General features: G+C 70.3%; 15 protein-coding genes. 8 read left to right on the top strand and 7 right to left on the bottom strand.

The window, feature by feature from the left end:
• Window positions 1–34 precede the first annotated feature (34 nt).
• Together WMF20_RS49130 and WMF20_RS49125 are read left to right on the top strand one after the other, a co-directional pair.
• A complete protein-coding gene (locus tag WMF20_RS49130) occupies window positions 35–946 on the top strand; it encodes an Rpn family recombination-promoting nuclease/putative transposase (protein ID WP_437608937.1) in 912 nt (303 codons plus the stop codon).
• A 149-nt stretch (window positions 947–1,095) separates the two neighbouring features.
• Complete coding sequence (locus tag WMF20_RS49125) at window positions 1,096–1,791, top strand: HAD family hydrolase (RefSeq protein WP_129580729.1); 696 nt, start codon at window positions 1,096–1,098, stop codon at window positions 1,789–1,791.
• Between the two features lie 33 nt (window positions 1,792–1,824).
• On the opposite strand, the gene WMF20_RS49120 is transcribed toward WMF20_RS49125, so the two are convergent.
• The gene (locus WMF20_RS49120; RefSeq protein ID WP_437316865.1) at window positions 1,825–2,544 is read right to left on the bottom strand and encodes an RNA polymerase sigma factor; all 720 of its coding nucleotides are present in this window, start codon (window positions 2,542–2,544) and stop codon (window positions 1,825–1,827) included.
• A 282-nt stretch (window positions 2,545–2,826) separates the two neighbouring features.
• On the opposite strand from WMF20_RS49120, the gene WMF20_RS49115 reads away from it, so the two are divergent.
• Together WMF20_RS49115 and WMF20_RS49110 are read left to right on the top strand one after the other, a co-directional pair.
• Entirely contained in the window at window positions 2,827–4,116 is a 1,290-nt protein-coding gene (locus WMF20_RS49115) for an ATP phosphoribosyltransferase regulatory subunit (protein WP_437608935.1), read from the top strand.
• 112 nt (window positions 4,117–4,228) lie between these two features.
• Window positions 4,229–5,512 (top strand): adenylosuccinate synthase, encoded by a 1,284-nt coding sequence (locus WMF20_RS49110; RefSeq protein WP_129580726.1) that lies wholly within the window; start codon window positions 4,229–4,231, stop codon window positions 5,510–5,512.
• Between the two features lie 135 nt (window positions 5,513–5,647).
• On the opposite strand, the gene WMF20_RS49105 is transcribed toward WMF20_RS49110, so the two are convergent.
• Window positions 5,648–5,857 carry a hypothetical protein gene (locus tag WMF20_RS49105; RefSeq protein WP_437608933.1) on the bottom strand — a complete coding sequence of 70 codons (210 nt, stop codon included), beginning with the start codon at window positions 5,855–5,857 and terminating at the stop codon, window positions 5,648–5,650.
• An 857-nt stretch (window positions 5,858–6,714) separates the two neighbouring features.
• Here WMF20_RS49105 and WMF20_RS49100 point away from each other — a divergent pair.
• A complete protein-coding gene (locus tag WMF20_RS49100) occupies window positions 6,715–7,218 on the top strand; it encodes a hypothetical protein (protein WP_437608931.1) in 504 nt (167 codons plus the stop codon).
• 285 nt (window positions 7,219–7,503) lie between these two features.
• Here WMF20_RS49100 and WMF20_RS49095 read toward each other — a convergent pair whose 3' ends face one another.
• The 5 genes from WMF20_RS49095 to WMF20_RS49075 form a co-directional block, all read right to left on the bottom strand.
• Window positions 7,504–14,829, bottom strand: a complete 7,326-nt coding sequence (locus WMF20_RS49095; protein ID WP_437608929.1) for a DNRLRE domain-containing protein — start codon at window positions 14,827–14,829, stop codon at window positions 7,504–7,506.
• A gap of 593 nt (window positions 14,830–15,422) precedes the next feature.
• Entirely contained in the window at window positions 15,423–15,806 is a 384-nt protein-coding gene (locus tag WMF20_RS49090; protein ID WP_437608927.1) for a hypothetical protein, read from the bottom strand.
• Window positions 15,807–15,871: 65 nt separating this feature from the next.
• Window positions 15,872–16,510 (bottom strand): hypothetical protein, encoded by a 639-nt coding sequence (locus WMF20_RS49085; RefSeq protein WP_437608925.1) that lies wholly within the window; start codon window positions 16,508–16,510, stop codon window positions 15,872–15,874.
• Window positions 16,511–16,519: 9 nt separating this feature from the next.
• Complete coding sequence (locus WMF20_RS49080; protein WP_437608923.1) at window positions 16,520–17,008, bottom strand: hypothetical protein; 489 nt, start codon at window positions 17,006–17,008, stop codon at window positions 16,520–16,522.
• A gap of 668 nt (window positions 17,009–17,676) precedes the next feature.
• Window positions 17,677–18,204 carry a hypothetical protein gene (locus tag WMF20_RS49075; RefSeq protein WP_437608921.1) on the bottom strand — a complete coding sequence of 176 codons (528 nt, stop codon included), beginning with the start codon at window positions 18,202–18,204 and terminating at the stop codon, window positions 17,677–17,679.
• 458 nt (window positions 18,205–18,662) lie between these two features.
• On the opposite strand from WMF20_RS49075, the gene WMF20_RS49070 reads away from it, so the two are divergent.
• The 3 genes from WMF20_RS49070 (at window position 18,663) to WMF20_RS49060 (ending at window position 21,656) form a co-directional block, all read left to right on the top strand.
• Window positions 18,663–19,661 carry an SDR family oxidoreductase gene (locus WMF20_RS49070; protein WP_437608919.1) on the top strand — a complete coding sequence of 333 codons (999 nt, stop codon included), beginning with the start codon at window positions 18,663–18,665 and terminating at the stop codon, window positions 19,659–19,661.
• Between the two features lie 253 nt (window positions 19,662–19,914).
• The gene (locus tag WMF20_RS49065) at window positions 19,915–20,652 is read left to right on the top strand and encodes a type 1 glutamine amidotransferase domain-containing protein (RefSeq protein ID WP_437608917.1); all 738 of its coding nucleotides are present in this window, start codon (window positions 19,915–19,917) and stop codon (window positions 20,650–20,652) included.
• Window positions 20,653–20,840: 188 nt separating this feature from the next.
• Window positions 20,841–21,656 (top strand): class I SAM-dependent methyltransferase, encoded by an 816-nt coding sequence (locus WMF20_RS49060; protein ID WP_437608915.1) that lies wholly within the window; start codon window positions 20,841–20,843, stop codon window positions 21,654–21,656.
• Window positions 21,657–21,770: the final 114 nt, after the last annotated feature.

Raw genomic sequence — 21,770 nt, 5'->3', positions numbered from 1 at the left:
CGTGCCCCGCGGCGCGGCCGGCCTGAGGTGCCCGATGACGCGACCCGTCTTCGCCGATCCCAAGACCGACTTCGTGTTCAAGAGGCTGTTCGGCAGCGAGGAGCACAAGGACCTGCTCGTCGCGCTCCTGAACGGGCTGCTCGAGCTGGACGGGCCGCACCGCATCGTGTCGGTCGAGCTGCTCGCCCCGGAGCAGCGCCCCGCGATCACCGAGCTCAAGCACTCGATCGTCGACGTGAAATGCCGCGACGCTCGCGGGGTCACGTACGTCGTCGAGATGCAGGTGCTCAACGTGGAGGGCTTCGAGAAGCGCGTGGTGTACAACGTCGCGAAGGCCTATGTCGGCCAGCTCGGCCGGGGCCAGCTCTACCCAGAGCTCAACGACATCATCGGGATCACGATCTGCGACTTCGAGCTCTGGCCGAGCGGCGAGGGCCGCCGCGTTCCGATGCTGAGCCGCTGGCGGATGCAGGAACAGCACGGGGGCGAGCGGGGCCTGGGGCAGCTCCAGTTCGTGTTCCTCGAGCTGCCCAAGTACGACGTGAGCCGGCCGCCGCAGACGGTCGTCGAGAGGTGGGCCTACTTCTTCCGCGAGGCGGAGAACCTGACCATGGTCCCCGAGGTGCTCGCGCAGCCCCCCTACGTCGACGCGCTCGAGGCCGCGAGGACCGCCGGCTTCACCGAGGAGGAGTGGGAGGCCTATCTCCGCGCGGGCATCGCGCTCCAGGACGAGCGAGGAGCCCTCTCGCTGGCGCGGACGGAAGGGAGAAACGAGGGCAGGAGGGAGGGGCAGGAGGACGGACTCCGGCAGGGCATCGAGGCCCTCTGCGAGGTGCTGGGGATCGCGCTGACCGAGGCGCGGCGGACGGAGATGGCGGCGCTGGACGCGGCGGGGCTCTCGGCGCTGCTCGCCCGGATCAAGGCGCGCCAGGGCTGGGACCCCTGAGCCCCGGAGCCGCGCGGCCCCCTCGCGAGCTCAGCCGTAGCGCGGCAGCCGAGCTCGAATCGTCCCGCCACATTTCACTCCCGGAACCTGTGACCAGGGTGCTCGCCACACCTTCCGTCATCGAGGGCGCCGGCGTAGGCTCCGGGGCGATGATGGCTCCTACAGCGGTCGTGTTCGATCTCGACGGCACGCTGATCGACAGCCGAGGCGACATCGTGGCCGCGGTGAACCATGCGCTGGAGGCGACCGGGCGCGCCCCGCTGCCGGGGCAGGTGATCGTCCGGTACGTCGGCGACGGCGCCCGCGCGCTGTGCGCGCGCGCGGCCAGGCTCCCCGAGTCGTCCGAGGACGTCGACGAGGTCCTCCGGCACTTCCTCGCCTACTACGAGCAGCACCCGCTCGACTTCACCCGCTGGATGCCGGGCGCCCAGGACATCATCGAGAAGCTCTCGGATGTCGGCGATCTCTCGCTCTGCGTCTGCACGAACAAGCCGCGCTCGAGCACCGAGGCGGTGCTCGCCGCGCTCGGCGTCGGCGCGCGCTTCCACGCCGTGGTCGCCGGCGGCGACGTGGCCGACAAGAAGCCGTCGCCCGCGCCGCTGCTCCGCCTCGCGGAGCTCCTCGGCATCCAGCCGCGCAGGATGGTGATGGTCGGCGACGGCCCCCAGGACGTCGAGTGCGCGCGCCGCGCAGGCGCGCGGTCGATCGCCGTCCTCGGCGGCTTCCCCTCGGAGCAGGAGCTGCTCAGCGCCCGCCCCGATGTGGTCCTCCGCACGCTGGACGAGCTCTGGGACGTCCTCCGCCGCTGGCGCGACGCGACCGCCCGGATCTCCGTCCTGCGCTAGCGCCGCGCGCGGCCGTCCCGCCCGCGCCGCCGCTCAGGCCGCGACGCCCTCGGCGATCTCCCGGCCGAACGCGGTCGCGTTGAGGATCGCGCGCAGCCGCACGCGCGCGCGGTGGAGCCGCGACCGCACGGCGCTCTCGCTCACCGCGAGCTTCTGCGCGATCTCCTGCAGGCCGAGATCCTCGTGGTAGTGCGCCAGCACCACGTCGCGGTAGTCCTCCGGCAGCTCGCAGAGCGCCTCGCGGACGTACGCCTCCCGCTCCGCCGCCGACGCGGCGTCGTCCTCGCCGATCGTGCTGCGCATCGTCGGGAGCAGGCCGAGCTCCTCGAAGTCGAGCCCCTCGACGATGCGCGCGCGCTGCCGCCGCTGCGACCTCATCAGCATGAGCGCCTCGTTCGCCGTCACCCGGAACAGCCAGGTCGTGAAGCTCGAGTCGCCGCGAAACGAGCGGATCGTCCGCACCACCTGCAGCAGCGTCGACTGCACGAGGTCGAGCCGGTCCTCGTCCGACACCGGGTAGCGCGCGAGCTGCCGCTCCACGTGCGGGCGGATGAGCCGCGTGAGCTCGTCGAGCGACTCCCGGTCCCCCTCCTTCGCCCTGCCGATCACCTCGGCCAGCGGGCCCGCGCTCGCGGCCCGCGGCGCCGGGCGCGGACCGACCGCGCCCGGCGGGGTGAGACCGCACGGCGCCAGAGGAGTCTCGGGCCTCGTGCTGGCGCTCGGAACATCGGTCGGAACGGCGGTCAGAGCCATGAGCCATCTCTCCGTCGAGGGCGCCGCGTGCGCTTCCGGCCCACGGGCCCGGTGGTGCGCTCCGATCAGCAAAGCGCTTGCCACGGCAAGCTCAACGGACGTGCGCGCCGCGTGCGCACCGCGTGCTCAGCCGGTATAAGCGGGGCCACCATGTCCAGCGACGCTCCGCGATGGGATGCCCCCCGAGGGGAAGACCGCCACGCTCCGACGCCCGAAATGGATCGGCCAGCGCCGTCCGTGTCCGCGCCGCCCCGCGCGCTTGCGCACCCGCTGCCCGCCGGCATGCGCGATCTCCTCCCGGAGGAGGCGCGGCGCCGCCGCGCGCTCGCGAAGCGCGTGCTCGATCACTTCGTCCTGTACGGCTACGAGCCGGTCGCGCTGCCCGCGTTCGAGTTCGCCGAGGTGCTCGAGCGCGGCCTCGGCACCCTCGACGCCGCGGACGTGCTGCGCTTCATCGAGCCCGAGTCGGGCGAGGTCGCCGCGCTGCGCCCGGACATGACCCCGCAGATCGCACGGCTCGTGGCCACCCGGCTCGCCGACGCGCCCCGCCCGATCCGCCTCTGCTACGAGGGCACCGTCCTGCGGCGGCGCCAGGGCCGCGCCCGGCGCCACCGGCAGATCCCCCAGGCCGGCGTCGAGCTCTACGGCGTCGGCGCGCTCGGCGGCGACCTGGAGATCCTCCGCCTCGCCGCCTCCGCGGTGCGGGAGGCCGGCCTCGAGCACGTCGTGGTGGACCTCGGCCACGCGATGATCGCGCGCGCGCTGCTCGACGCGGTCCCGGCGGGGCTCGCGGCCGAGCTCTCGGAGGTGATCGAGCTGAAGGACGCGTCGCGCCTCGCCGCCGTCCTCGCCAGCCCGCGGGCGACCGACGTCCCGCGCCGCATCGTCGCCGCCATCGCCGCGCTCCCGGACCTCGCGGGCGGCGGCGAGGCCGACCCGGACGGCGCCGTGGTCTTCGAGCGCGCCGGCCGCCTCCTCGCCGGCACGCCCGCCGAGGCGCCGCTCGCCGAGCTGCGCGCGCTCTGGGACGCGGCGCGGAAGAGCCCGGAGCTCGGCCCGGCGCTCCGCGTCGACCTCGGCGAGCTCCGCGGCCTGGCCTACTACACGGGCGCAATTTTCCACGTGCTCGCCGACGGCCCGGGGGAGCCGATCGCGGGGGGCGGGCGCTACGACATGCTGCTCTCGCGGTTCGGGCTGCCGATGCCGGCCGTCGGCTTCGGCCTGAACCTCGACGCGGTGGCGTGGGCGCGCGAGGTCGCGGGCGCCGCGGACGAGCCGGCGCTGCGGGTGCTCCTCGCGATGGGGCCGGAGCGCGCCGAGCCGCTCGCGGCGGCGCTGCGGGGGCTCGGCGTCCCGGTCGTGGCGCACGCGCCGGACCAGGATCCGGAGGGGTACGCTGCGTCCTGGCGGTTCTCGCACCTTGTGCGCGAGCGGGACGGGGCGCTCGTGGTCGAGGCGGCGGCCGGCGGCGGGGGGTCCGAGGCGGGCGTCGTCCCGGCGGGCCTCGACGACGCCGCGGCCGCCCAGGCGATCGTGCTGAAGACGGGGGGGCGGCGTCCGGGCGGCAAGTAGACGCTCGCTCGGCACGCGAGCCTGGGGTAAAGGCGGACGTGGACCCGGACGGAGCCGCTCGGAGGGACGAGCGGGCCGAGGACGGGCCAGGTGATTCGGGAGGAGCTTCGGAATGACCGCGATCGTGATCGTCGGCGCGCAGTGGGGCGACGAGGGCAAGGGTAAAGTCGTCGACCTTTATACGGAGAGCGCCGACCTCGTGGTGCGCTACGCCGGCGGGCCCAACGCCGGACACACGCTGGTGGTGGGCGGGGAGAAGCTGATCGTACGGCTCATCCCGAGCGGCATCCTCCGCGCGAACGCCCGGTGCGTGATGGCGCAGGGCATGGTGGTCGACCCGGGGGTGCTCGTCTCCGAGATCGACGCGGTCGAGGCGCGGGGCTGCTCGACGCAGGGGCGGCTGTTCGTGTCGGATCGCGCGCACCTGATCCTGCCGTACCACCCGCTGGTCGACTCGCTCCGCGAGGCGGCGGCGGCGGACGGGACGCGGCTCGGGACGACGAAGCGCGGCATCGGCCCGTGCTACGAGGACAAGGCGTCCCGGCGCGGGGCGCGGCTCGGCGACCTGCGCGACATGAAGCGGCTGGCGCAGCTGGTCTCGCGGTCGCTCGAGGCGTGGACGCCGACGTTGCGCGCGCTCGGCGGCGAGCCGCCGTCGCTCGACGCGATCATCGAGGAGCTCACCCCGCTGGCGAAGCGGATCACGCCGCTGCTCGCGGACACGTCGCAGCTCATCGACGGGGCGCTCCGCCGCGGCGAGCGCGTGCTCCTCGAGGGCGCGCAGGGGACGCTGCTCGACATCGACCACGGCACGTTCCCGTTCGTCACGTCGTCGTCGGCGATCGCGGGGGGCGCGTGCGTGGGCGCCGGGGTCGGCCCGACGCGCATCCGCCGGGTGCTCGGCCTGGCGAAGGCGTACTGCACGCGCGTGGGCGAGGGTCCGTTCCCGACCGAGCTCGGCGGTCAGCTCGGCGAGCGGCTGCGGTCGGTCGGCGGGGAGTACGGCTCGGTGACCGGGCGCCCGCGGCGGACCGGCTGGCTCGACCTGCCGGCGCTGCGCTACGCGGCGCGCGTGAACGGCCTCGACGGGATCGCGCTGACGAAGCTCGACGTGCTGACGGGCATGCCGGAGCTCAAGGTGTGCGTCGCCTACGACACGCCGTCGGGGCGGACGCGGGAGTTCCCGATCGACGAGATCGCGACGGCGAAGCCGGTGCTCGAGCCGGTGGCCGAGTGGAGCGAGCCGATCGACGCCGCCCGCTCGATGACCGAGCTGCCGGCGGCGGCGCGGCAGTACGTGGAGCTGGTCGAGAGGGAGACGGGGGTGCCGGTCGACGTGGTGTCGGTCGGCGCGGACCGCGACGCGACCATCGTGCGGCGCAACGCGTTCGCGTGACAGGGCAGGGCTGAGGGCGCCGCTGTCGGGGCGGGCGCCCGGCTCGCCCGGCTCATCGGGCCGGGCGCGACGCGCTCCGCCCGCGCGCGCTCTGACGCGCGTGGACGGGGCGCTGTTTCCACCGAGCTACTCGGTCTACTCGGTCACGGGCAGATCGTGGCCCTTGCGGACGAAGTAGGCGACGACGCGATTGCCCAGCGGCTCGCCGATGCGCCGAACGGCGGCCCCGCCGATCCGGTCCCGCGGAACCGCATGGAAGAGCTCCTGCACCGGGACCTCCGCGTCGGCGGCGGTGGCCGTCACCTCGAGCTTGCAGAGGGTCGCGGCGCAATCCGCGCGCTTCACCGAGAACGCCTCGAATCGAGGCTCGCGCGCGAGCGTCAGGATCGCCGACTCCGTCTCGCGCGCCCAGGCTTCGTCCCGTGCCTCCGCCCGGAAGGCTGCGTCCAGCCCTTGAAAGTGTGCCTCGATGCGCGCTGGTCGTTCTCGACGACGCGGTACGAATAGATGCGGGTGTTCTGGGGGATGAGACAGGTGAAGAAGTAGTGATCCCGGGCGGCCGTGCCGCTCGTGAGCGCGCTGAACGACAGCGTGACGTCGCCCGTTTGAGCGGCCGTGGTGTCGCCGAACGTCGCGTGGATGCTCGGTCGAGAAGGAGACCGGCGTGCCGGTCGACGTGGTGTCGGTCGGCGCGGACCGCGACGCGACCATCGCGCGGCGCAACGCGTTCGCTTGAGCGGCAAGCGAGCGCGAAGCCCCACGCCGAGGGGGTGAAGAGGAGGCCAGCGCCGCGAGGCAACGGGCGCCGGCCGTCACCGGTGGAGCGTCACGGAACCCGGACGTGAGACTTCGTCATTACGCGCCAAACACCACTTCGCATCAGACGGCTATCGTGGTGGCGATGGCTACAGGAGCGCCTCGGAGGCTCGCCGCCGCGTGCCCTGTCCAATGGCCTGCCCCGGAGCTTGAATGTGTTCGGAAGCCGGAGCACGCGCGGACGTCCGGCACGGCGCGACCGTGCCAGCTCCGCAGCGTCTATCCTCCGCTGCATTCCATCACCACAGTGCGACCGGTTGGTAGCATCGGTCAGGCGACGGCGAGCAGCTGACGAAAAAGCGTTTATAACGCTTGGCGTCCGCCAGCGGCTGGGCTAATCCAGGCATAAGACGCGGGAAGCTCCCGCAGGCGAGGCGAGGCAATCCATGAATGACAACTCTCGAGAGTATTACGTGCTCTGGTTTCGCCTTGAAGGAACGGACAGATACCTCCTCTGGTACTCCGACGACACCGATGGTGTATGGATGAACGAAGGAGGCAAAATCCCAGCATGGTCGTCTCAAGAACGCGCTCGCTCGTTCGCCAGCGCCAGAGGTCTACCCTGGAAGGAAGAGAAGCCCAAGTGTCACGACCTGGACGAGGTCGAGTCCTTCGTGCACAGCGGCGCCAAGATCGACGCGAACGACGCGCTAATCGCCTGGAACCTGTTCATCGACATCACAAACAGCGTGGGCGACGAGGTGTTCCGGAAGATCGACGAGGAGAGCCTCGCTCTTTACGATGCCCTCTTTCACGCCTCCGGGACGTTGCCCGGAGACAGCCATATTGATATAGAAGACGCAATCAGCGCGGACGATCTTCTCAAGCTTCGGTCCCTGCTTCGACAGGGCCTTCTGACGGCGCGACGTTATATCGAGCACATCGATTGATGATCCGGATTCGGATCCTCTGGGGCCCGGGAGGGGTGAAGCCTCTTGATCTCGACGATCACGGTCATCACCGGCGAGCGCTCTGTGGATCAGCAGGCAAGCCTGCACGGTCATAGTACGGATAACCGTGCAGGTCGCCATTTCAGTTGCGAGTCCGAGCTGAGAGGAAGCCTCGGTGCTCACATGAACGGCCCCGGAGAATAGGGGTCGTCCAGCGAAGTCGTGCGGCGGACGCCTCAGGTTCCAAGAGAGGCCCGGGCTCCGTGGCCCCCGAGGGCGACATGCTTATTCGAATGAGCGATCGCCCCATTTCTTGATTTTACTAAACTCGCTCCCGCCCCCCTTATCATAATTTCCTGGACCGTACTTCTCGTTGAGCAACCGCTCAGCGAACTCCTTCCCACTCTCGTCTTGGTACGGCCGATTTCCCTTAGCCCAGCCTGGCACATCCTTCGCGCCCTCTTTCCCGCTCACGTGCGCCTTGGTCTTCTTGAACGCCCTGGGCATTGCCTTGTTATGCACCAGGACATCTGTCGTGCCGACAGTGTACGTATGCGCGCCAGCGACCTCGAAGTTGTATACGACGCGCGGTCCTACCGCTGTCATGAGGGAAGAGACGATGAGTGGAGACGCATCGTCTGCGCGGACCAGCACGTCGCCCGGCAAGACGTCCTGCACCTCGACCCACCGTCCTCCGTCTGCGCACGTCGCCTGCTCCACGGGAAGCTCGGCGGGCAGACGCCGCCCCCAGAGCTGCTCGCCGGACAGCACGCAGAATGGATGGTTCCGCGTCGCCTGCACGAGCTCACCGCCGCCCTCCAGGAGCACCAGCTCGCCTGCCGTCTCGTGCACAAAAGTACGCTCGACTAGCGCCCAGCCCCAGGTGTCCGACGACGCATCGTACGACCACACCTCGTCGCCGACCTCAATATCATCGATCGAGACATGCCCCTCTGTCGTGCGAACCGGCGTACCTGCGGGGAAGCACGCGCGCGCGGCATCCTCCATGGCTTCTGCGCCGGCTCGCTCGCAGACGCCGGCGACCCTGGTCGCCTCCGCTGCGATGGCTCCCATCCCGGCGATGGCGACGCCCATCGCGAGGATGTCGGCGGGCGCGTCCGCCGTGTCCGACGGGGCGGCCATTCCCATCTCGAGTATGAAGAGGACCGCCATGCCAATCGCGACGAGCGGGTTGCGCCCGTCCATGTCGATGTAGTTGATGGGGTCGCTACCGCAATAGCCGTAGACGTTGGCATCACCGCCGCCGAACCCGAGCGGGTCCTTCGCCGTCCACCGTCCAGTCTCCGGGTCGTAGTCGCGCACCCCGAAGCGCACGAGCCCCGTCTCGCGATCGTAGAGCCCTCCCGCGAAGCCGAACGGCGTGAAGCCCGGGTTCGTGTCGAGGAGCACGCGTCCGAACTCGTCGAAGTCCATCCGCTGCGCCACCACGCCCGTCGCGACGTCCACCACGAGCCGCGGGCTGCCAAGGTGGTCCGTGAGGATGCGGTAGGTCGCGCCGCCCTTGAGCATCAGATCCGGCACGTTCCGCCCTCGCCCGTAGACGAAGCGCGCCACCACGCCGCCCGCGCCGTCGAGCTCTGCCACCGGCTGAAGGTCGCTCCGGTACAGGAATCCTTGGACGTTGATCCCGTTCCGCAGCTTCCAGATGCGGTGCCCCTCGCCATCGACAAGGTAGTCGATGTCGGTGCCATCCGGCAGCTCGACGTGCCGCAGGTTGCCGCCGACGTCGTAGGTGAAGGCCGTCGTCGCTCCCGCCACCGCGTCGATCATGCTCGTCCGGTCACCCGCCGGGCTCATCGCGTACGTCTTGGTTCCGTAGGTCAGGAGCCGGTCCTGGTCGTCGTAGGTGCCGCCCTCCGTACCCGCCGGCGATGTGCGCGCCAGCCGGTTGCCGTTCGCATCGTAGTCGTAGTGCGCGGTGAGCACGCCGTCACGGAACACGTCGGTGAGCCGCCCGGCGAGGTCGTACTCGTAGTCGTACGCGTGGGTCTGTCCCTGGATCGTCTCCGTCATCTGGTCGATGCGGCCCACGGCATCTTTGATATAGCTCACCTGGTAGAGCGCGGAGCCACCCGCCTGCACCACGTACGCTTGTATGGCGCCGGCGGCGTCGGGGGTCACGGTGTCGCTGACGACGCCGACGCTGCTCCCCGTGTACAGCCCGTTCTGAGGATGCCGGTGCAGCGTGAGTCCGCCGGCGTAGTTGAGGAAGCCATCCGCGTCATAACCGAAGCTCGTCGCCGTTGCGCCGATGACGGTCTCGCTGTTGACGCGGAAGTCGTTGTCGTACGTCCAGCTCACCGTGCTCGCGCCGCTCCCGAACCCGGTGCCCGACCACGTCCGGCTGGTCATCAGCACGCCGTCGTAGCCGAAGCCGAGCGAGATGCCCGATGGCCCCGTGAGGCTGTCGAGGTTGCCGGTCGTCGGATGATATGCGAGGCCGATGTTGCCCATCCCGAGCGGCAACGTCACCTGGCTGAGACGGCCGGTCGCAGGCTCCCGCGTGTAGACGCTGGCCGGCTCGCCGGGACGGGTCGAGCCGGTGAGCAGCTGATCCAGATCGTACGACCACGAGGTCGTCGTGGGGATGGATCCGGCGTCAGGAGCGATGTACTCGTCCAGCAGATCTGCCGGGGTATAGTTGAAGGTGTGCGCAGGCCGGTCCGGCGGAGTGATCGTATACACGCTCCCGCCAGGGTGATAGCTCAACCCGAGGATCTCCTCGTCGGGCCTCGTTATCTGGGTTGTCCTGCCGGCCGGATCATGGATGAAGTGCTGGGTGCGAAGCAACGGATCCGTCGCGCTCGCCAGCCACCCGTCCTCGTAGGTGTAGCTCCAGGTCCGCGATCCCTGGGACATCGTGTGCAGCCGGCCATCCGGGTAATAAGCGAAACCGACCGGCGAGATCCCGGGGAGCGCGATGCTGCTGGGTCGGCCCTGCGGCGTCAGCGTGGTCGTCACGCTTCGCCCTGACGGCAGCGTGGTGGCCACGGTGTTCGCGGCTTTGTTGAACACCTGGGTGAACTGCCGCCCGTTGACCGTGATCGTATCGGTCGCCGACGTGAGGCTGAACGAGTTATTGGGATCCGACAGGGTCACGGAGCGCGCCCCGGTGACCTGCCGCACCCTCCCGAGGGGCGTCGTGGTCGTCTCTTTGCTGAGGATGGGCGCCTGCATGCCGAAGCGCGGGTCTCCCTTGACCTCGATCTCGACCACGGTTCCATCGGGCGACGTGATCCTCCTGGTCCCGCTCGTGCTGATCTGCTCCACGGTGGAGAGGCCGTCCGATCCGGTGCGGGTGCGTCGCCTGTTTCCGTCGGGGAACGCCGCGACTTCGTACCCGCGGGTCAACCCCATCGCGGTCGTGATCGTGACACGGTAGCCGTTGTCCGTCTTGGTCCGCGTGAGCTCCTTGTAGCCGCTCGCCGGATTCTCGTCCCTGATGAGGCGTCCCTCCGCGTCGAACTCGAACTCGTGCAGCCGGCCGCGCGGGTCCTGGAGGGACTGGAGCAGGCCGCTGTCGGGGTAGTACAGGAGCGTCGTCGTCTCGTTCGCTGGATTCGTGACCGTCCAGAGGTAGCCCTCGGCGTCGTACGCGAGCGCGGTGGTCTGCCCGGTCGGCGCCACGATGGCCGTCGCGTCGCCGTTCGCGTCGCGCTCGACGGTCGTGACCTGCTGGTCGACATCGGTGATCGTGATCAGCCGCCCCGCGTCATCGTAGCCGAACTGGTAGCGCACGGTTCCGAGGAGCGCGTCGCGGGTGGCGAGGTGCCTCCCCCGCGGGTCGAAGATGTACACCTCGGTGCCGTCTTCGCTCGCGATGGCGATGTCGGCCGACGCGATCCCCGGGAGCGCCATGTCGACGCGGCCGATGACATTATCGTTGGGGCTTCGTTCGACGTACACCAGGCTGCCATCAGGAGCGACCGCCAAGTGGGCAGGACCCCGGAGCCAGACCGCGGTCGCTGGACCTCCGAAACCGCAAGGCAAGCCGGAGCATCCCGCGACGACAGGAGCGCGGTTGCCGAGGATCGTGGTGAGCACCCCAGTGGGCGTGACGCGCCGGATGAGCCTGACCGGGCGTGAGACCCCCGTGACCGGGTCCGTCGTGTACGATTGTGCGGAGAAGTACACGCTGCCGTCCGGTCCAACCGCCAACGCGTCGGGAATGCCGATCGAGGCCGAGATCGCATCGACGCCGTCATTCGATGTGCTCCTCCCGTCGGTACCCGCGATCGTGGTGATGATTCCGTTGCGATCGATCCGTCGGATCCGGTTGGCCGTCGACGAGGATCCGTTTCCCGATGTATCGATGACGTAGATGTCCCCATCCGGTCCGATCGCTATGTCCCTGATCCCGGTGAATTGAGCCTGGACAGCAGGGCCGCCGTCTCCGGAGGTGCCGGAGGTCGGGGTAGCCCATGTTCCTGCTATGGTCGTGATGATCCCGTCCGGTGCGACCTTGCGAATCTTCTTGGAGAATGCCAGGTACAGGCTGCCGTCGCTGGACACGGCCATGTCCAAGACAATGTTATTGTCGAGCGGGCCGGAAGTGGCGAGCGCGCCGTCAGGCACGAGCGTGCTCGTGGTGCCCGTGGCGCCGTTGCCCGCGGCGGTGCTGATGCTCCCGTCCGGGGAGACCTTCCGGATGCGGTTGTTGCCCCATTCGAATACATAGAGGCTGCCATCGGGCGCGAGCGCGATGTCTTCGGGAAAGAACAATCGCGCTTGCGTCGCAGGCTGGTTGTCTCCGTTGTATCCGAACTGCCCGTAGACGCCGGCAACCGTGGACACAAGCCCATCAGGCGTGATCTTTCGGACACGACTGCCGATACCCGACTCGGAATAGTAAATACTCCCGTCCGGACCGACGGCGACTCCGTCTGCCTCAGAGATCGGCACGGAGTCGGCGCGAACCCCCTCGGCGGTCGCGCTGCTCGCGGGTGGCGGTGGAGCGCCGGCCACGCGCTGGACGATGGAGACGATGTTATGGCCCGTGCGACGCCGGCCGTCTCCTTGGTAGAGCGTGGACGTGTTGGGATCGTAGACGTGATGAGCGCTCAAGCTGAAGCCGCCGAGGGCAGGCGAGCCGTTGGTCCAGGCACCGAGCGTGCTCTCCCAGCGCCGGCCGAGCGAGATCTCCTCCCGCGTGCGGCTCCCCGTGATCATCACGTCGGAGGGAAGCCCGAAGGACCGGGGCCCGCCGCCGCCGGAGCCGCCGCCGGAACCGCCGCCGCTCGACATGGTCACCTGCGCGGCCGGCACGAAGTAGAAGCCTTCGTAGACGTAGTCGATGTCGACCGTGACCGGCTGAACGCCGGTGAGCACGCGCCCGAACGCGTCCTCGCCGTCCCACTCGAACGTGTACTGCTGGTTCGGCGTGCAAGGGCAGTCGACGCTGAAATCGAACGTCCTGCCCGCCACGGTCACCTTGAACTCGATCCGCTCGAGGCGGGTCGGCACGGTCGACGTGGTCAGGGGGATCGCCAGGCGATAGAGCTCCCGGTTGCGCCCTGCGGTGCGATCGCTCTTGTAATGAAGGCCGAACGGCGTCCCGACGACGGGCAGGCGCTCACCGAGCGTCTGGCTCTCGCATTCGATGATGGAGCCGCACTCGACGCTCGGGTCGTCCGGGTCCGCGCCGCCGCTGCCGGAGCCGCTGCCGGAGCCGCCGCCCCCGGAGCCGCCGCCGCCGCCCGAGCCGCCGCCGCTGCCCGAGTCGCCGCCAGGACCGACCGGCGGCGGCCCGTCACCGGGAGCCGGGCCGAACGGCCAGTTGCAGTCCCACGGCGTGAAATGCGTGATCAGGGACCGCCAGAGGGTCGTCCCCGCCGTGTACTGCGCGGCGAGCTGCCCGAGCTCCTCGGCGCTGATCCCCAGCGCGGCCAGCGCGCTCACGCCGTCGGCCGAGCCGTCACCGTCGGTGTCCACCGACGCTACCCCGCCGCTCACAGAGAGGATCTCGATCACGCGCCCGTCGGTCGACGGCACCCACGCCCCTTTCTGTGCGTCGTAGTAGCCCAGCGGCACGTGCATTCCGACCGGGAAGTCCAGGAAGTTCTCGACGTAGAACGGAATGGGCTTGTTGAACTCGACCTTCGTCGCCCCGGCGGCGACCGCCTCGTCGAGCCCGAGCTCCACCGCGTATGTGTACCCGGTGGTGGGCGGCAGGGTCCCCGGCATCGCCTCGGGACCGTTTGGCCCGACCGTGTACTCGGTCGCGCGCACATGCACCTCGGCCGGCAGCGCCACGGTCATCGTCGCGCCCGGCGGACCGTTCGGGTCCGGTACGGTCATCGTCCCCGTCGTGCCCGAGGGGAACAGCAGCGTCGCCTGGCGCGTGCCGCTCTCGTCCGACTGGACGCTCCCGCGCGCGACCTGCGCGCCAGCGGAGCTGCCCAGCGCGACGGGGGTCACCACCGGATCGCTCTCGATCAGGACCACGTCGGGCGCCTCGGACCAGCGCAGCCACTGGGTGCCCACCTGCCGCTGCACCGGCAGATAGCCGGCCTTCTCGTACTTCATCGTGAGCGGCTGGCCTCCCCGCACGACCAGCTCGAAGGCGCCGTCCGCGCGCGTGAGGACCTGACCGAAGCTCTCCGCGCTCCCCGCGCCGTGGTGCAGCACGCTCACCTTCACGCCCGAGATCGGGATACCTGCTCTCGTCGCGACCTTCCCCTTGACGACCGCGACCGAGGCCGGGGCGATCGTCGCGGTCACGCCGGTCTGCGGCGCGTTTGGCCCCTGATAGATGCAGCCCACCGCGTCGATGAGCCGCGTGGGCACGGTCGGGTCCAGCGTCGGACAGGCCACGTGCGTCACCGCGCCGGTCGTCGGATCGCATATGTCGATCGTGCTCGGATCGCTGTCGTCAGTCGGGATGGGCGTATGCAGGATGCCCAGCACCGGGTCGCAGGTATCGGTCGTGCACGCGTCGCCGTCGTCGAGCGTGCCGGTGCAGGTCGACTCGGTCGTGTAACAGACCTCCAGGCTCGGCCGCCGGCTGACCGTCGGCTCCTCGCTGCTCGGGAAGCTGGTGGTGAGGACCGGCGCCTCCTCCAGGAGCACGCCGTGGTTCGGGACGGCGCCCGCGAGCCACGCTGCGGTGAGCGAGGTCAGGTCGGCCGAGCGGATCCCGACGCCGGGCAGCGACTGGAACGACGCCGCGATCGCCGGGTCGAAGTCGCTCCCGTTCCCCAGGCTCTGCCAGGTCACCGTCGACTCGGTCCACGGCGAGAGGATCCGGTGGATGTTGATGGTGCTCGAGGTCGTGGTGTCCCGGAAGATCTGCTCGAGCCGCAGCGTCGCCGAGACGACGTTCGCCCCGGCGGGCACCGGCGAGAGATCGAAGCGCAGGACGGCGTGCCGCACGCCGAACTCGGCCAGGGTGCCCGTGCGGAGGAGCACGGTCGAATCGCTCCAGGTCGGGAAGGTCTCCCAGATGGTGGCGTCCTCCACCGCGCCGGCCATCCCGCGCTGGATCGTCACGCAGGTCGGGTCCTCGGAGCCCGCGGCGAGCTTCGCGGTGCCGTGAAGCTCCTCTCCCGGAGAGCCCGAGCTGCAGCCGGCGCCGAGCGCGATGGCGCTCATCAAGACGGCGTTTGCAAGAAGGAGATATCTTCGCCGGCACCTGCTCGGCGGCTCGAAGATCTCGAGCGCTCGAAGGGATGCTCGCCGAGGTCGTCTCGCGAGCAATCTAGCTGTTGTTTCAAAGTTCATTGCACCTCCGCGATCCGGAGCGCGTGCGTTACAGGAATGCAACATCCACGCGCCGGCCTCGCCTCGCGCCCGCGGTCGCCGAGGTCAATCACGCCTAGCCGCATTGACACGCGAGGCGCACACGAACGCCCTAAAAACATCCGGCGCTCAGCCAGGCAATCCACATACCGGCCGGCGTCCCTTCCCCCGCTCGGTCTCCGCGACGCTCGATCGTCGTTCGTCCCGGGCATGCGATCAGCAGGTGACCGCTATCACGGCAAAAATTCATGAGCTCGCGTGCCAGCGTGCCAGCGTGCCAGCGTGCCAGCGTGCCAGCGCGCGCATGATGGATCGGTCGCTATCGGAAGCCGAGCTCGTGATGTCGACTGCAATGGCTCGTCCCTGTGACCTCGACCGGACGAAACCGTCGCTCGCTGCCCCGCAAACGACACAGCGGATCCCCGACGGCGCGGGCTCTCGGCGTCTCACCAGACGGAGAGCACCGCGTCCAGCGTGGAGGCGCGCTCGCACCACGCGACGAATTCCCCTTCCTTCGGCTCTGTCACGACGACGATATAGTCCGACGCTGGTGACCACCGCCCCTGACGACCGCAGGAGCCGATCGGGTTCGACCCGCTGCTCTGGAGCGCGAACACGCCGAGCGCCGTGTCGCGCGACGGCCGCCCCCAGACGAACGTGGAGTCGCGTGCACCGGAATCGAGCACCAGTTGCCTGGACGCGGAGCCATCCATCTCCAGCCATACGACGAGCGTCTTGCCCGCCGCGTGGCTGCGGACGCTCACCGTCCTCCACATGAAGAAATAAGCCCACACCGCCGCGACCACAGCGGCAACGAGCAGGCTGCGCACGGCAGCTCGGCCGAGCGTGAAAGACCGCGATCCAGGGCTCATGCGCTTGCCACCAGGTTGCCGAGCTACTCGGTCACGGGCAGATCGTGGCCCTTGCGGACGAAGTAGGCGACGACGCGGTTGCCCAGCGGCTCGCCGACGCGCCGCACGGCGGCCCCGCCGATGCGGTCCCGCGGAACCGCATGGAAGAGCTCTTCCACCGGGACCTCCGCGTCGGCGGCGCTGGCCGTCACCTCCAGCTTGCAGAGCGTCGCGGCGCAGTCGGCGCGCCTCACCGAGAACGCCTCGAAGCGAGGCTCGCGCGCGAGCGCCAGGATCGCCGACTCCGTGTCGCGCGCCCAGACGTCGTCCCGCGTCTCCGCCCGGAAGGCAGCGTCGAGCCCTTCATAGTGTGCCTCGATGCGCGCCGCCTCCTCCGCAGCGGAGATGGGCTCTGGCGCCGCGCCCTCCGCCTCGGAGGTGCCTCCGTGCTCGGGTCGGTCGACGGCTCGACCTGGAGCCGCGGCCAGGCGACGTTCCCGCTTCAGCGCTCGCACCTCCTGCTCGAGCTGCGAGAGCTTCCGCTCGAGGCTCGCATTCCCTGAATCCACGCTCGGGGCGAGCTCTTCCCGTTTCGGGCGCTCGGCGCCTCTCACGAGCGCCAGGCCGCCCAGGACCGCGGCGCCCGAGAGCGCCGCTGCAAGTACCACCGCACCCACGCGCACGATCGCACCTCAGTCCGTCTGGTCGTTCTCGACGACCCGATACGAATAGATGCGGCTGTTCTGGGGTAGGAAACACGAGAAGAAGTAGTGGTCCCGGGCGGCCGTGCCGCTCGTCGGCGCGCTGAACGACAGCGTGACGTCTCCCGTTTGAGCGGCCGTGGTGTCGTCGAACATCACGCTGAGGCTCGTGCCGTCCCCGCTCATGGATATCCAATTACACAAGATGCCCTCGGTGGAGCTGGCGTCGTGTACCCGCATCGTGGCCGTGGGACCGTTGCTGGCCGAGACGCGATCGCGAACCACAGGGCAGACGGTGCGGATGGCGCTGGCGCTCGTGGTGTTCAGGAAGTAGTAGTTCAGCAGGCTGTAGGCATTGTTGCTGTGCGCTGCCGTGCAGTTGACTCCAGCGTAGTCCTTGATATCGGTCGCGAACGACGGAAGCGACGCGCAAAGCACGGCCAACCCCAAGAGACCCATCACCTTCCGGATACGAACCATAAAATCTCCTCGCCTTCACCGGCAGCCGAATCGTCCTCTACTCGGAGCGCGTGCATTACAAGCGAGCATGAGAAATGCACGCGCCGGTCTCGGATCGCGCCCCGCGCTCGCACGGGTCGACCACGCCTCGCCGCATCGACGCGCTACGCGCACGCACGCGACCCGAGAACACCTGACGCACGCGACCCAGCAAGCCACGTACCAGCCTGCACGCGTTCCCTCGCTCGGCATCAGCGATGCTGGATCATCAACCGTTCCGTGCAGGCGCTCAGCCGATTACCGTGCCACGGTGAGAGTTCACGGACGAGCGTGCCAGCGGTGCCAGCGTGTCAGCGTGTCAGCGTGTCAGCGTGCCAGCGCGCGCACGAAGGACCGTCCGTTGTCGGCAGCCAAGCTCGGGGTCGAACATGGAAGGTAGCGCGGGATGCGCGCGCTATCAGGATGCTCTGCGACGCAAAAGCATCCTGACCGAGCGCCCAGCAGCGGCATGGCAGGATGTGGAGCTGGTCGAGAAGGAGAAGGGCGCCCGTGGACGTGATCTCGGTCGTCGCGATCGCGACGCGACCCTCATGCGGAGCAAGCACGTTGGCATCGCAGCGCGCTACGCCGTCTCGGTCCGGGACAGGTGTGGCGGATTGCGGGCTAGCGGGCGCGCCGGCGCACCGAGGTCATCCGCCGCCCGGCGTGCGCGTGCCGCCCTGGGTGCCGCTGCCTCCCTGCGTGCCGCTGCCCGGTGTACCCTTCCCGCCTCCCTGGGTGCCGCTGCCGCCGTGAGTCCCGCTGCCGCCGTGGGTCCCGCTGCCGCCGTGGGTCCCGCTGCCGCCCGTCGTGCCGGTCCCGCCGCTCGGCGGCGCGAGAGAGCCGCCCCCGTAGGTGCCCGAGCCGCCCGGCGTCCCGCCGGTTCCGCCCGGCGTCCCGCCGGTTCCGCCCGGCGTCCCGCCGGTTCCGCCCGGCGTCCCAGTGCCGCTGCCCCACTCATGCGTGCCGCCCTGCGTGCCTGCCCCGCCATGGGCGCCTCCTCCCGGAGCTCCCATCTCCCCTCCAGGCGTCGTCTCCGTGCCGGGAGCTCCCATTCCCTCGGTACCGCCGGGGGTCTCTCCGCCGGTGTGCCCGGTCCCCGGCGAGGTCTGTTGTCCGCGCCCGTGGCTGCCCCCGCAAGCCATGAGCGGCACCGCGGCCACCACTACCAGAAACATGCTTCGCATGATGTGTCCCCCAGGTCGTCTGCGTTCGCGGCCCGTGCCGAGCCGCCGGCGATGCGGACGCGTCCATGCGCACGAGGCCCCCGAGGGTCCTGCGGCGTAGCGTCCCACCCTCGACATGCTGGAGCCGTATCCAGCCGCCGGGATCGAGACGCCGCCGGAACGGCGCATCGGGCCGCGCCCGATCGAGCACCGCTGCGCGCTCGGACGCAGACTGGCCTCCTCACGCCGGCCGGCGCTCGCGGGCGCGCTCGACGGCACGCGACCGCGCAGGCGGGCGCGTCGATGCTCGCGCGGCACAAGCACCCTCACGGCTCGACGCGGCGCGCCCGGCGCTTGCATGGGGCCACGACCACCTGTGACCGCGGCGCACGCCACGCCCGCGCGCGGCCGCTCGCAACACGGCGTGGGCATACGTGCAACGCGGGTGGGCGCAGAAGAAGGGGTGAGGCATGCGCGACAAGTTCCGGAATACGATCGTCGTGATCACGGGCGCATCGAGCGGCATCGGCCGCGCAACGGCGCTGGAGTTCGCCAGGCGCGGGGCCGCGGTGACGCTCGCTGCCAGACGGGAGCAGCCGCTGCGCGACCTCGCCGCCGAGTGCGAGCAGGCCGGGGGCAAGGCGCTCGTCGTGCCCGCCGACGTGACGAACGAGGCCGCCGTCCTGGAGATCGCGCGGCGCACCACCGAGGCCTTCGGCCGGATCGACGTGTGGGTCAACAACGCGGCGGTGACGCTCTTCGGCCTGTTCGAACAGACGCCCTCCGAGCCCTACCGGCGCGTCATCGAGACCAACCTGTTCGGCTACATCCACGGCGCCCGCGCCGCCCTGCCCCAGTTCCGGCGGCAGGGCAGCGGCGTGCTCATCAATGTCGGCTCGATGGTGTCGAGGCTGTCCGAGCCTTACGTCAGCGCCTACGTCGCCTCGAAGCACGCGATCCGCGGCCTGTCCCAGAGCCTGAGGCAGGAGCTCCAGGTGCTCCGAGCCCGCGACATCCACGTCTCCACCGTCCTGCCCGCGACGATCGACACGCCGTTCTTCCAGCACGCAGGCAACTACACGGGGCGCACGCCGAAGGCCATGCCCCCGGTGTATCCGCCAGAGCGCGTGGCGCGCGCCATCGTTCGTCTGGCGCGGGCGCCCCGGCGCGAGGTCTTCGTGGGCAGCGCGGCCCGGCAGCTGTCCTTGCTGTCGCTGGTGGCGCCGGGCCTCGCCGAGCGCCTGCTCGCGCGGAGCGTCGACCGGCTGCACCTGAAGCACGACCGCACGGCCTACGCGACGAACGGCAACCTGTTCACGCCGCTGCCCGAAGGGACCACCGTGAGCGGCGGATGGAAGCCGCGCGGCAAGAAGCGGCTCCTGCGCGCCGTGGTCGTCGGCCTCTCCGCCCTCGCGCCCGCCGTGCTGGGCCTCCTGTGGCTCCGCCCGAGGCTGCTCCCGTCGAGGTGACGGCGCGCCCCCGCCCCCGCGCCCTGGGCCGCCTGTCGCAAAACGACACACCCTCATCGCCGGCCGCGGGCGACACCGGCAGCTGGGCTCGCGGCCCCCACGGGATCTGCGCCGGCCTCGGTTGCGGAGCGGGGCGCCGGCTCTAGGTGCGTCGGAGGGGACATGTCTCCGAGCGACGAACAGGGCAGCTGGAACAGGCACGTCCTGGCGCGCCGGTTGCCATGGAATCCACCCGACAACCGTTGAGGGCAGCATGAAGGAACGAAAGAAGCTTGCAGGGAAGCGGATCGCGGCGCTCGTGGCGGACGGGTTCGAGCAGATCGAGCTGACCGTGCCGATGAAGGCGCTCCGCGCCGCGGGCGCGACGGTGGACGTCGTCTCGCTCCATCACGGCAAGATCCGCGGGATGAACCTCCACGAGCCCGGCGCGAGGGTGCGCGTGGACCGGACGCTCGGCGAGGCGGATCCGGCCGAGTACGACGGCTTGCTCCTGCCGGGAGGGTTCATCAACCCGGATCTCCTGCGCCAGAGCGAGGAGGCGCGCCGGTTCGTGCGCGCGTTCGACGACCTCCGGAAGCCGATCGCGACGATCTGCCACGGCCCCTGGGTGCTCGCGTCGGCGGAGCTCGTGCGCGGGCGGCAGCTCGCCTCATGGCCCGGCATCCGCGACGACATCGTGCACGCGGGCGGCGTCTGGCGCGACGAGGAGGTGGTGCGCGACGGCAACTGGCTGTCGAGCCGCGGGCCGCAGGATCTGCCCGCCTTCGTGCGCGAGATGCTCGATCTCTTCGCCGAGACCGCGCCGATCCACGCGGCGGCGTCGCCGCTGGCCGCCGAGTCGGCGCCGCCGCGCACGTCGCCCCCGCTCGCGGCGCTCAGCGCCACGGCGTTCCTGCCCGCGCCTTCCACGGCAAGGAAGTTCCTGAGCACCGCGGCCACGCTCGGGGTGGGCGGGCTGGCGGTGCTCGCGCTGCGCCGGGCGCTCGCGTGACGCGCGGGAGGCGGGGAGCCGGGCCGCCCGGCCCCCGGAGGGGGTGTTCGCCGGGCGGCGCGGGGGCCCCGCCGGACTCGCCTGGGACGTTTTCTCTCCGGCGCGCTGCGACCGTGTAGGTCACTCCACCGATCGGAAGAAGGTCGGGCGAGGAGAAGTTCGCTTCTTCCCCGGCGGAATGGACTATTATGTCCATCCCTATGGCCGAGGACAGCTACACGTTTGCGGGTTCGGAGCGTGCGCGAGAGCTGGAGCGCCTGCGGCGGATCGAGGGGTTCTTCGACCCCGGCAGCTGGCGCCTGCTCAAGGCGTCCGGGATGGGTCCCGGCTGGAGCTGCCTCGAGGTGGGAGCCGGCGCCGGGTCCATCGCCTCCTGGATGGCAGAGCGCGTCGGCCAGGAAGGCGAGGTGGTCGCGGTCGACCTCGATGTCGGGTTCATGGATGCTTCTCAGCTGCCGGGCGTCCGGATCATCGAAGGCGATATCCGCCAGCTCGACTTTCACGCCGCGCGCTTCGATCTGGTGCACGCCCGCTACGTGCTCGTCCACAGCGCCCATTTCCAGGATCTCCTCGACGCCATGCTCGCGGCGCTGAAGCCCGGCGGGCGCCTCGTGCTCGAGGAGCCCGACTTCACCGCGGCCAGGGGCGCGTCCGGCCCGGATATCGAGGCCTTCGATCGGGTGAATCAGTCGATCCTCGCGATGTTCCAGGCCGAGGGCAAGGACCCGGGGCTGGGCCTGCGCCTGCCCGCGATCCTCGCGTCGCGAGGGCTCGCCATCGAGGCCGTCGAGAACGAGGTGCCGCTGTGCCCGGGCGGCCACCCGCTGTCCGAGATCATGAGCCTCTCCGCCACCCAGCTCCAGGACAAGTACCTCGCGACCGGGCGGATCAGCGCGGAGGATCTCGCCGGATACGCCCGGTTCGCGGCCGACCCGGCGGCGTGGGGCATCTACTACGGCACCGTCGGCGTCGTGGCCCGCAAACCGGCCAAGTCCGCGGACTGACGCGCCGTTAGCGCGCCGTTCGCGCATCGTTCGCCGGGCGCACGCCGCCCGCGCGCGGATCTCCTCCAGGGAAGCATCGATGTCCGTCCCGCCGCCTCCGCCGCGGCTGGACAT

The sequence above is a fragment of the Sorangium sp. So ce834 genome, from assembly GCF_051521425.1.
Classification (GTDB): domain Bacteria; phylum Myxococcota_A; class Polyangia; order Polyangiales; family Polyangiaceae; genus Sorangium; species Sorangium cellulosum_D.
This window is presented reverse-complemented; position numbering and strand designations above follow the sequence as displayed.

Coding starts and splice junctions, on each gene's coding strand:
- WMF20_RS49115 (WP_437608935.1), top strand. CDS start 2,827: ATGCGCGATCTCCTCCCGGAGGAGGCGCGGCGCCGCCGCGCGCTCGCG.
- WMF20_RS49080 (WP_437608923.1), bottom strand. CDS start 17,008: ATGGTTCGTATCCGGAAGGTGATGGGTCTCTTGGGGTTGGCCGTGCTT.
- WMF20_RS49070 (WP_437608919.1), top strand. CDS start 18,663: ATGCGCGACAAGTTCCGGAATACGATCGTCGTGATCACGGGCGCATCG.
- WMF20_RS49095 (WP_437608929.1), bottom strand. CDS start 14,829: ATGAGCGCCATCGCGCTCGGCGCCGGCTGCAGCTCGGGCTCTCCGGGA.
- WMF20_RS49125 (WP_129580729.1), top strand. CDS start 1,096: ATGATGGCTCCTACAGCGGTCGTGTTCGATCTCGACGGCACGCTGATC.
- WMF20_RS49065 (WP_437608917.1), top strand. CDS start 19,915: ATGAAGGAACGAAAGAAGCTTGCAGGGAAGCGGATCGCGGCGCTCGTG.
- WMF20_RS49120 (WP_437316865.1), bottom strand. CDS start 2,544: ATGGCTCTGACCGCCGTTCCGACCGATGTTCCGAGCGCCAGCACGAGG.
- WMF20_RS49075 (WP_437608921.1), bottom strand. CDS start 18,204: ATGTTTCTGGTAGTGGTGGCCGCGGTGCCGCTCATGGCTTGCGGGGGC.
- WMF20_RS49100 (WP_437608931.1), top strand. CDS start 6,715: ATGAATGACAACTCTCGAGAGTATTACGTGCTCTGGTTTCGCCTTGAA.
- WMF20_RS49130 (WP_437608937.1), top strand. CDS start 35: ATGACGCGACCCGTCTTCGCCGATCCCAAGACCGACTTCGTGTTCAAG.
- WMF20_RS49060 (WP_437608915.1), top strand. CDS start 20,841: ATGTCCATCCCTATGGCCGAGGACAGCTACACGTTTGCGGGTTCGGAG.
- WMF20_RS49110 (WP_129580726.1), top strand. CDS start 4,229: ATGACCGCGATCGTGATCGTCGGCGCGCAGTGGGGCGACGAGGGCAAG.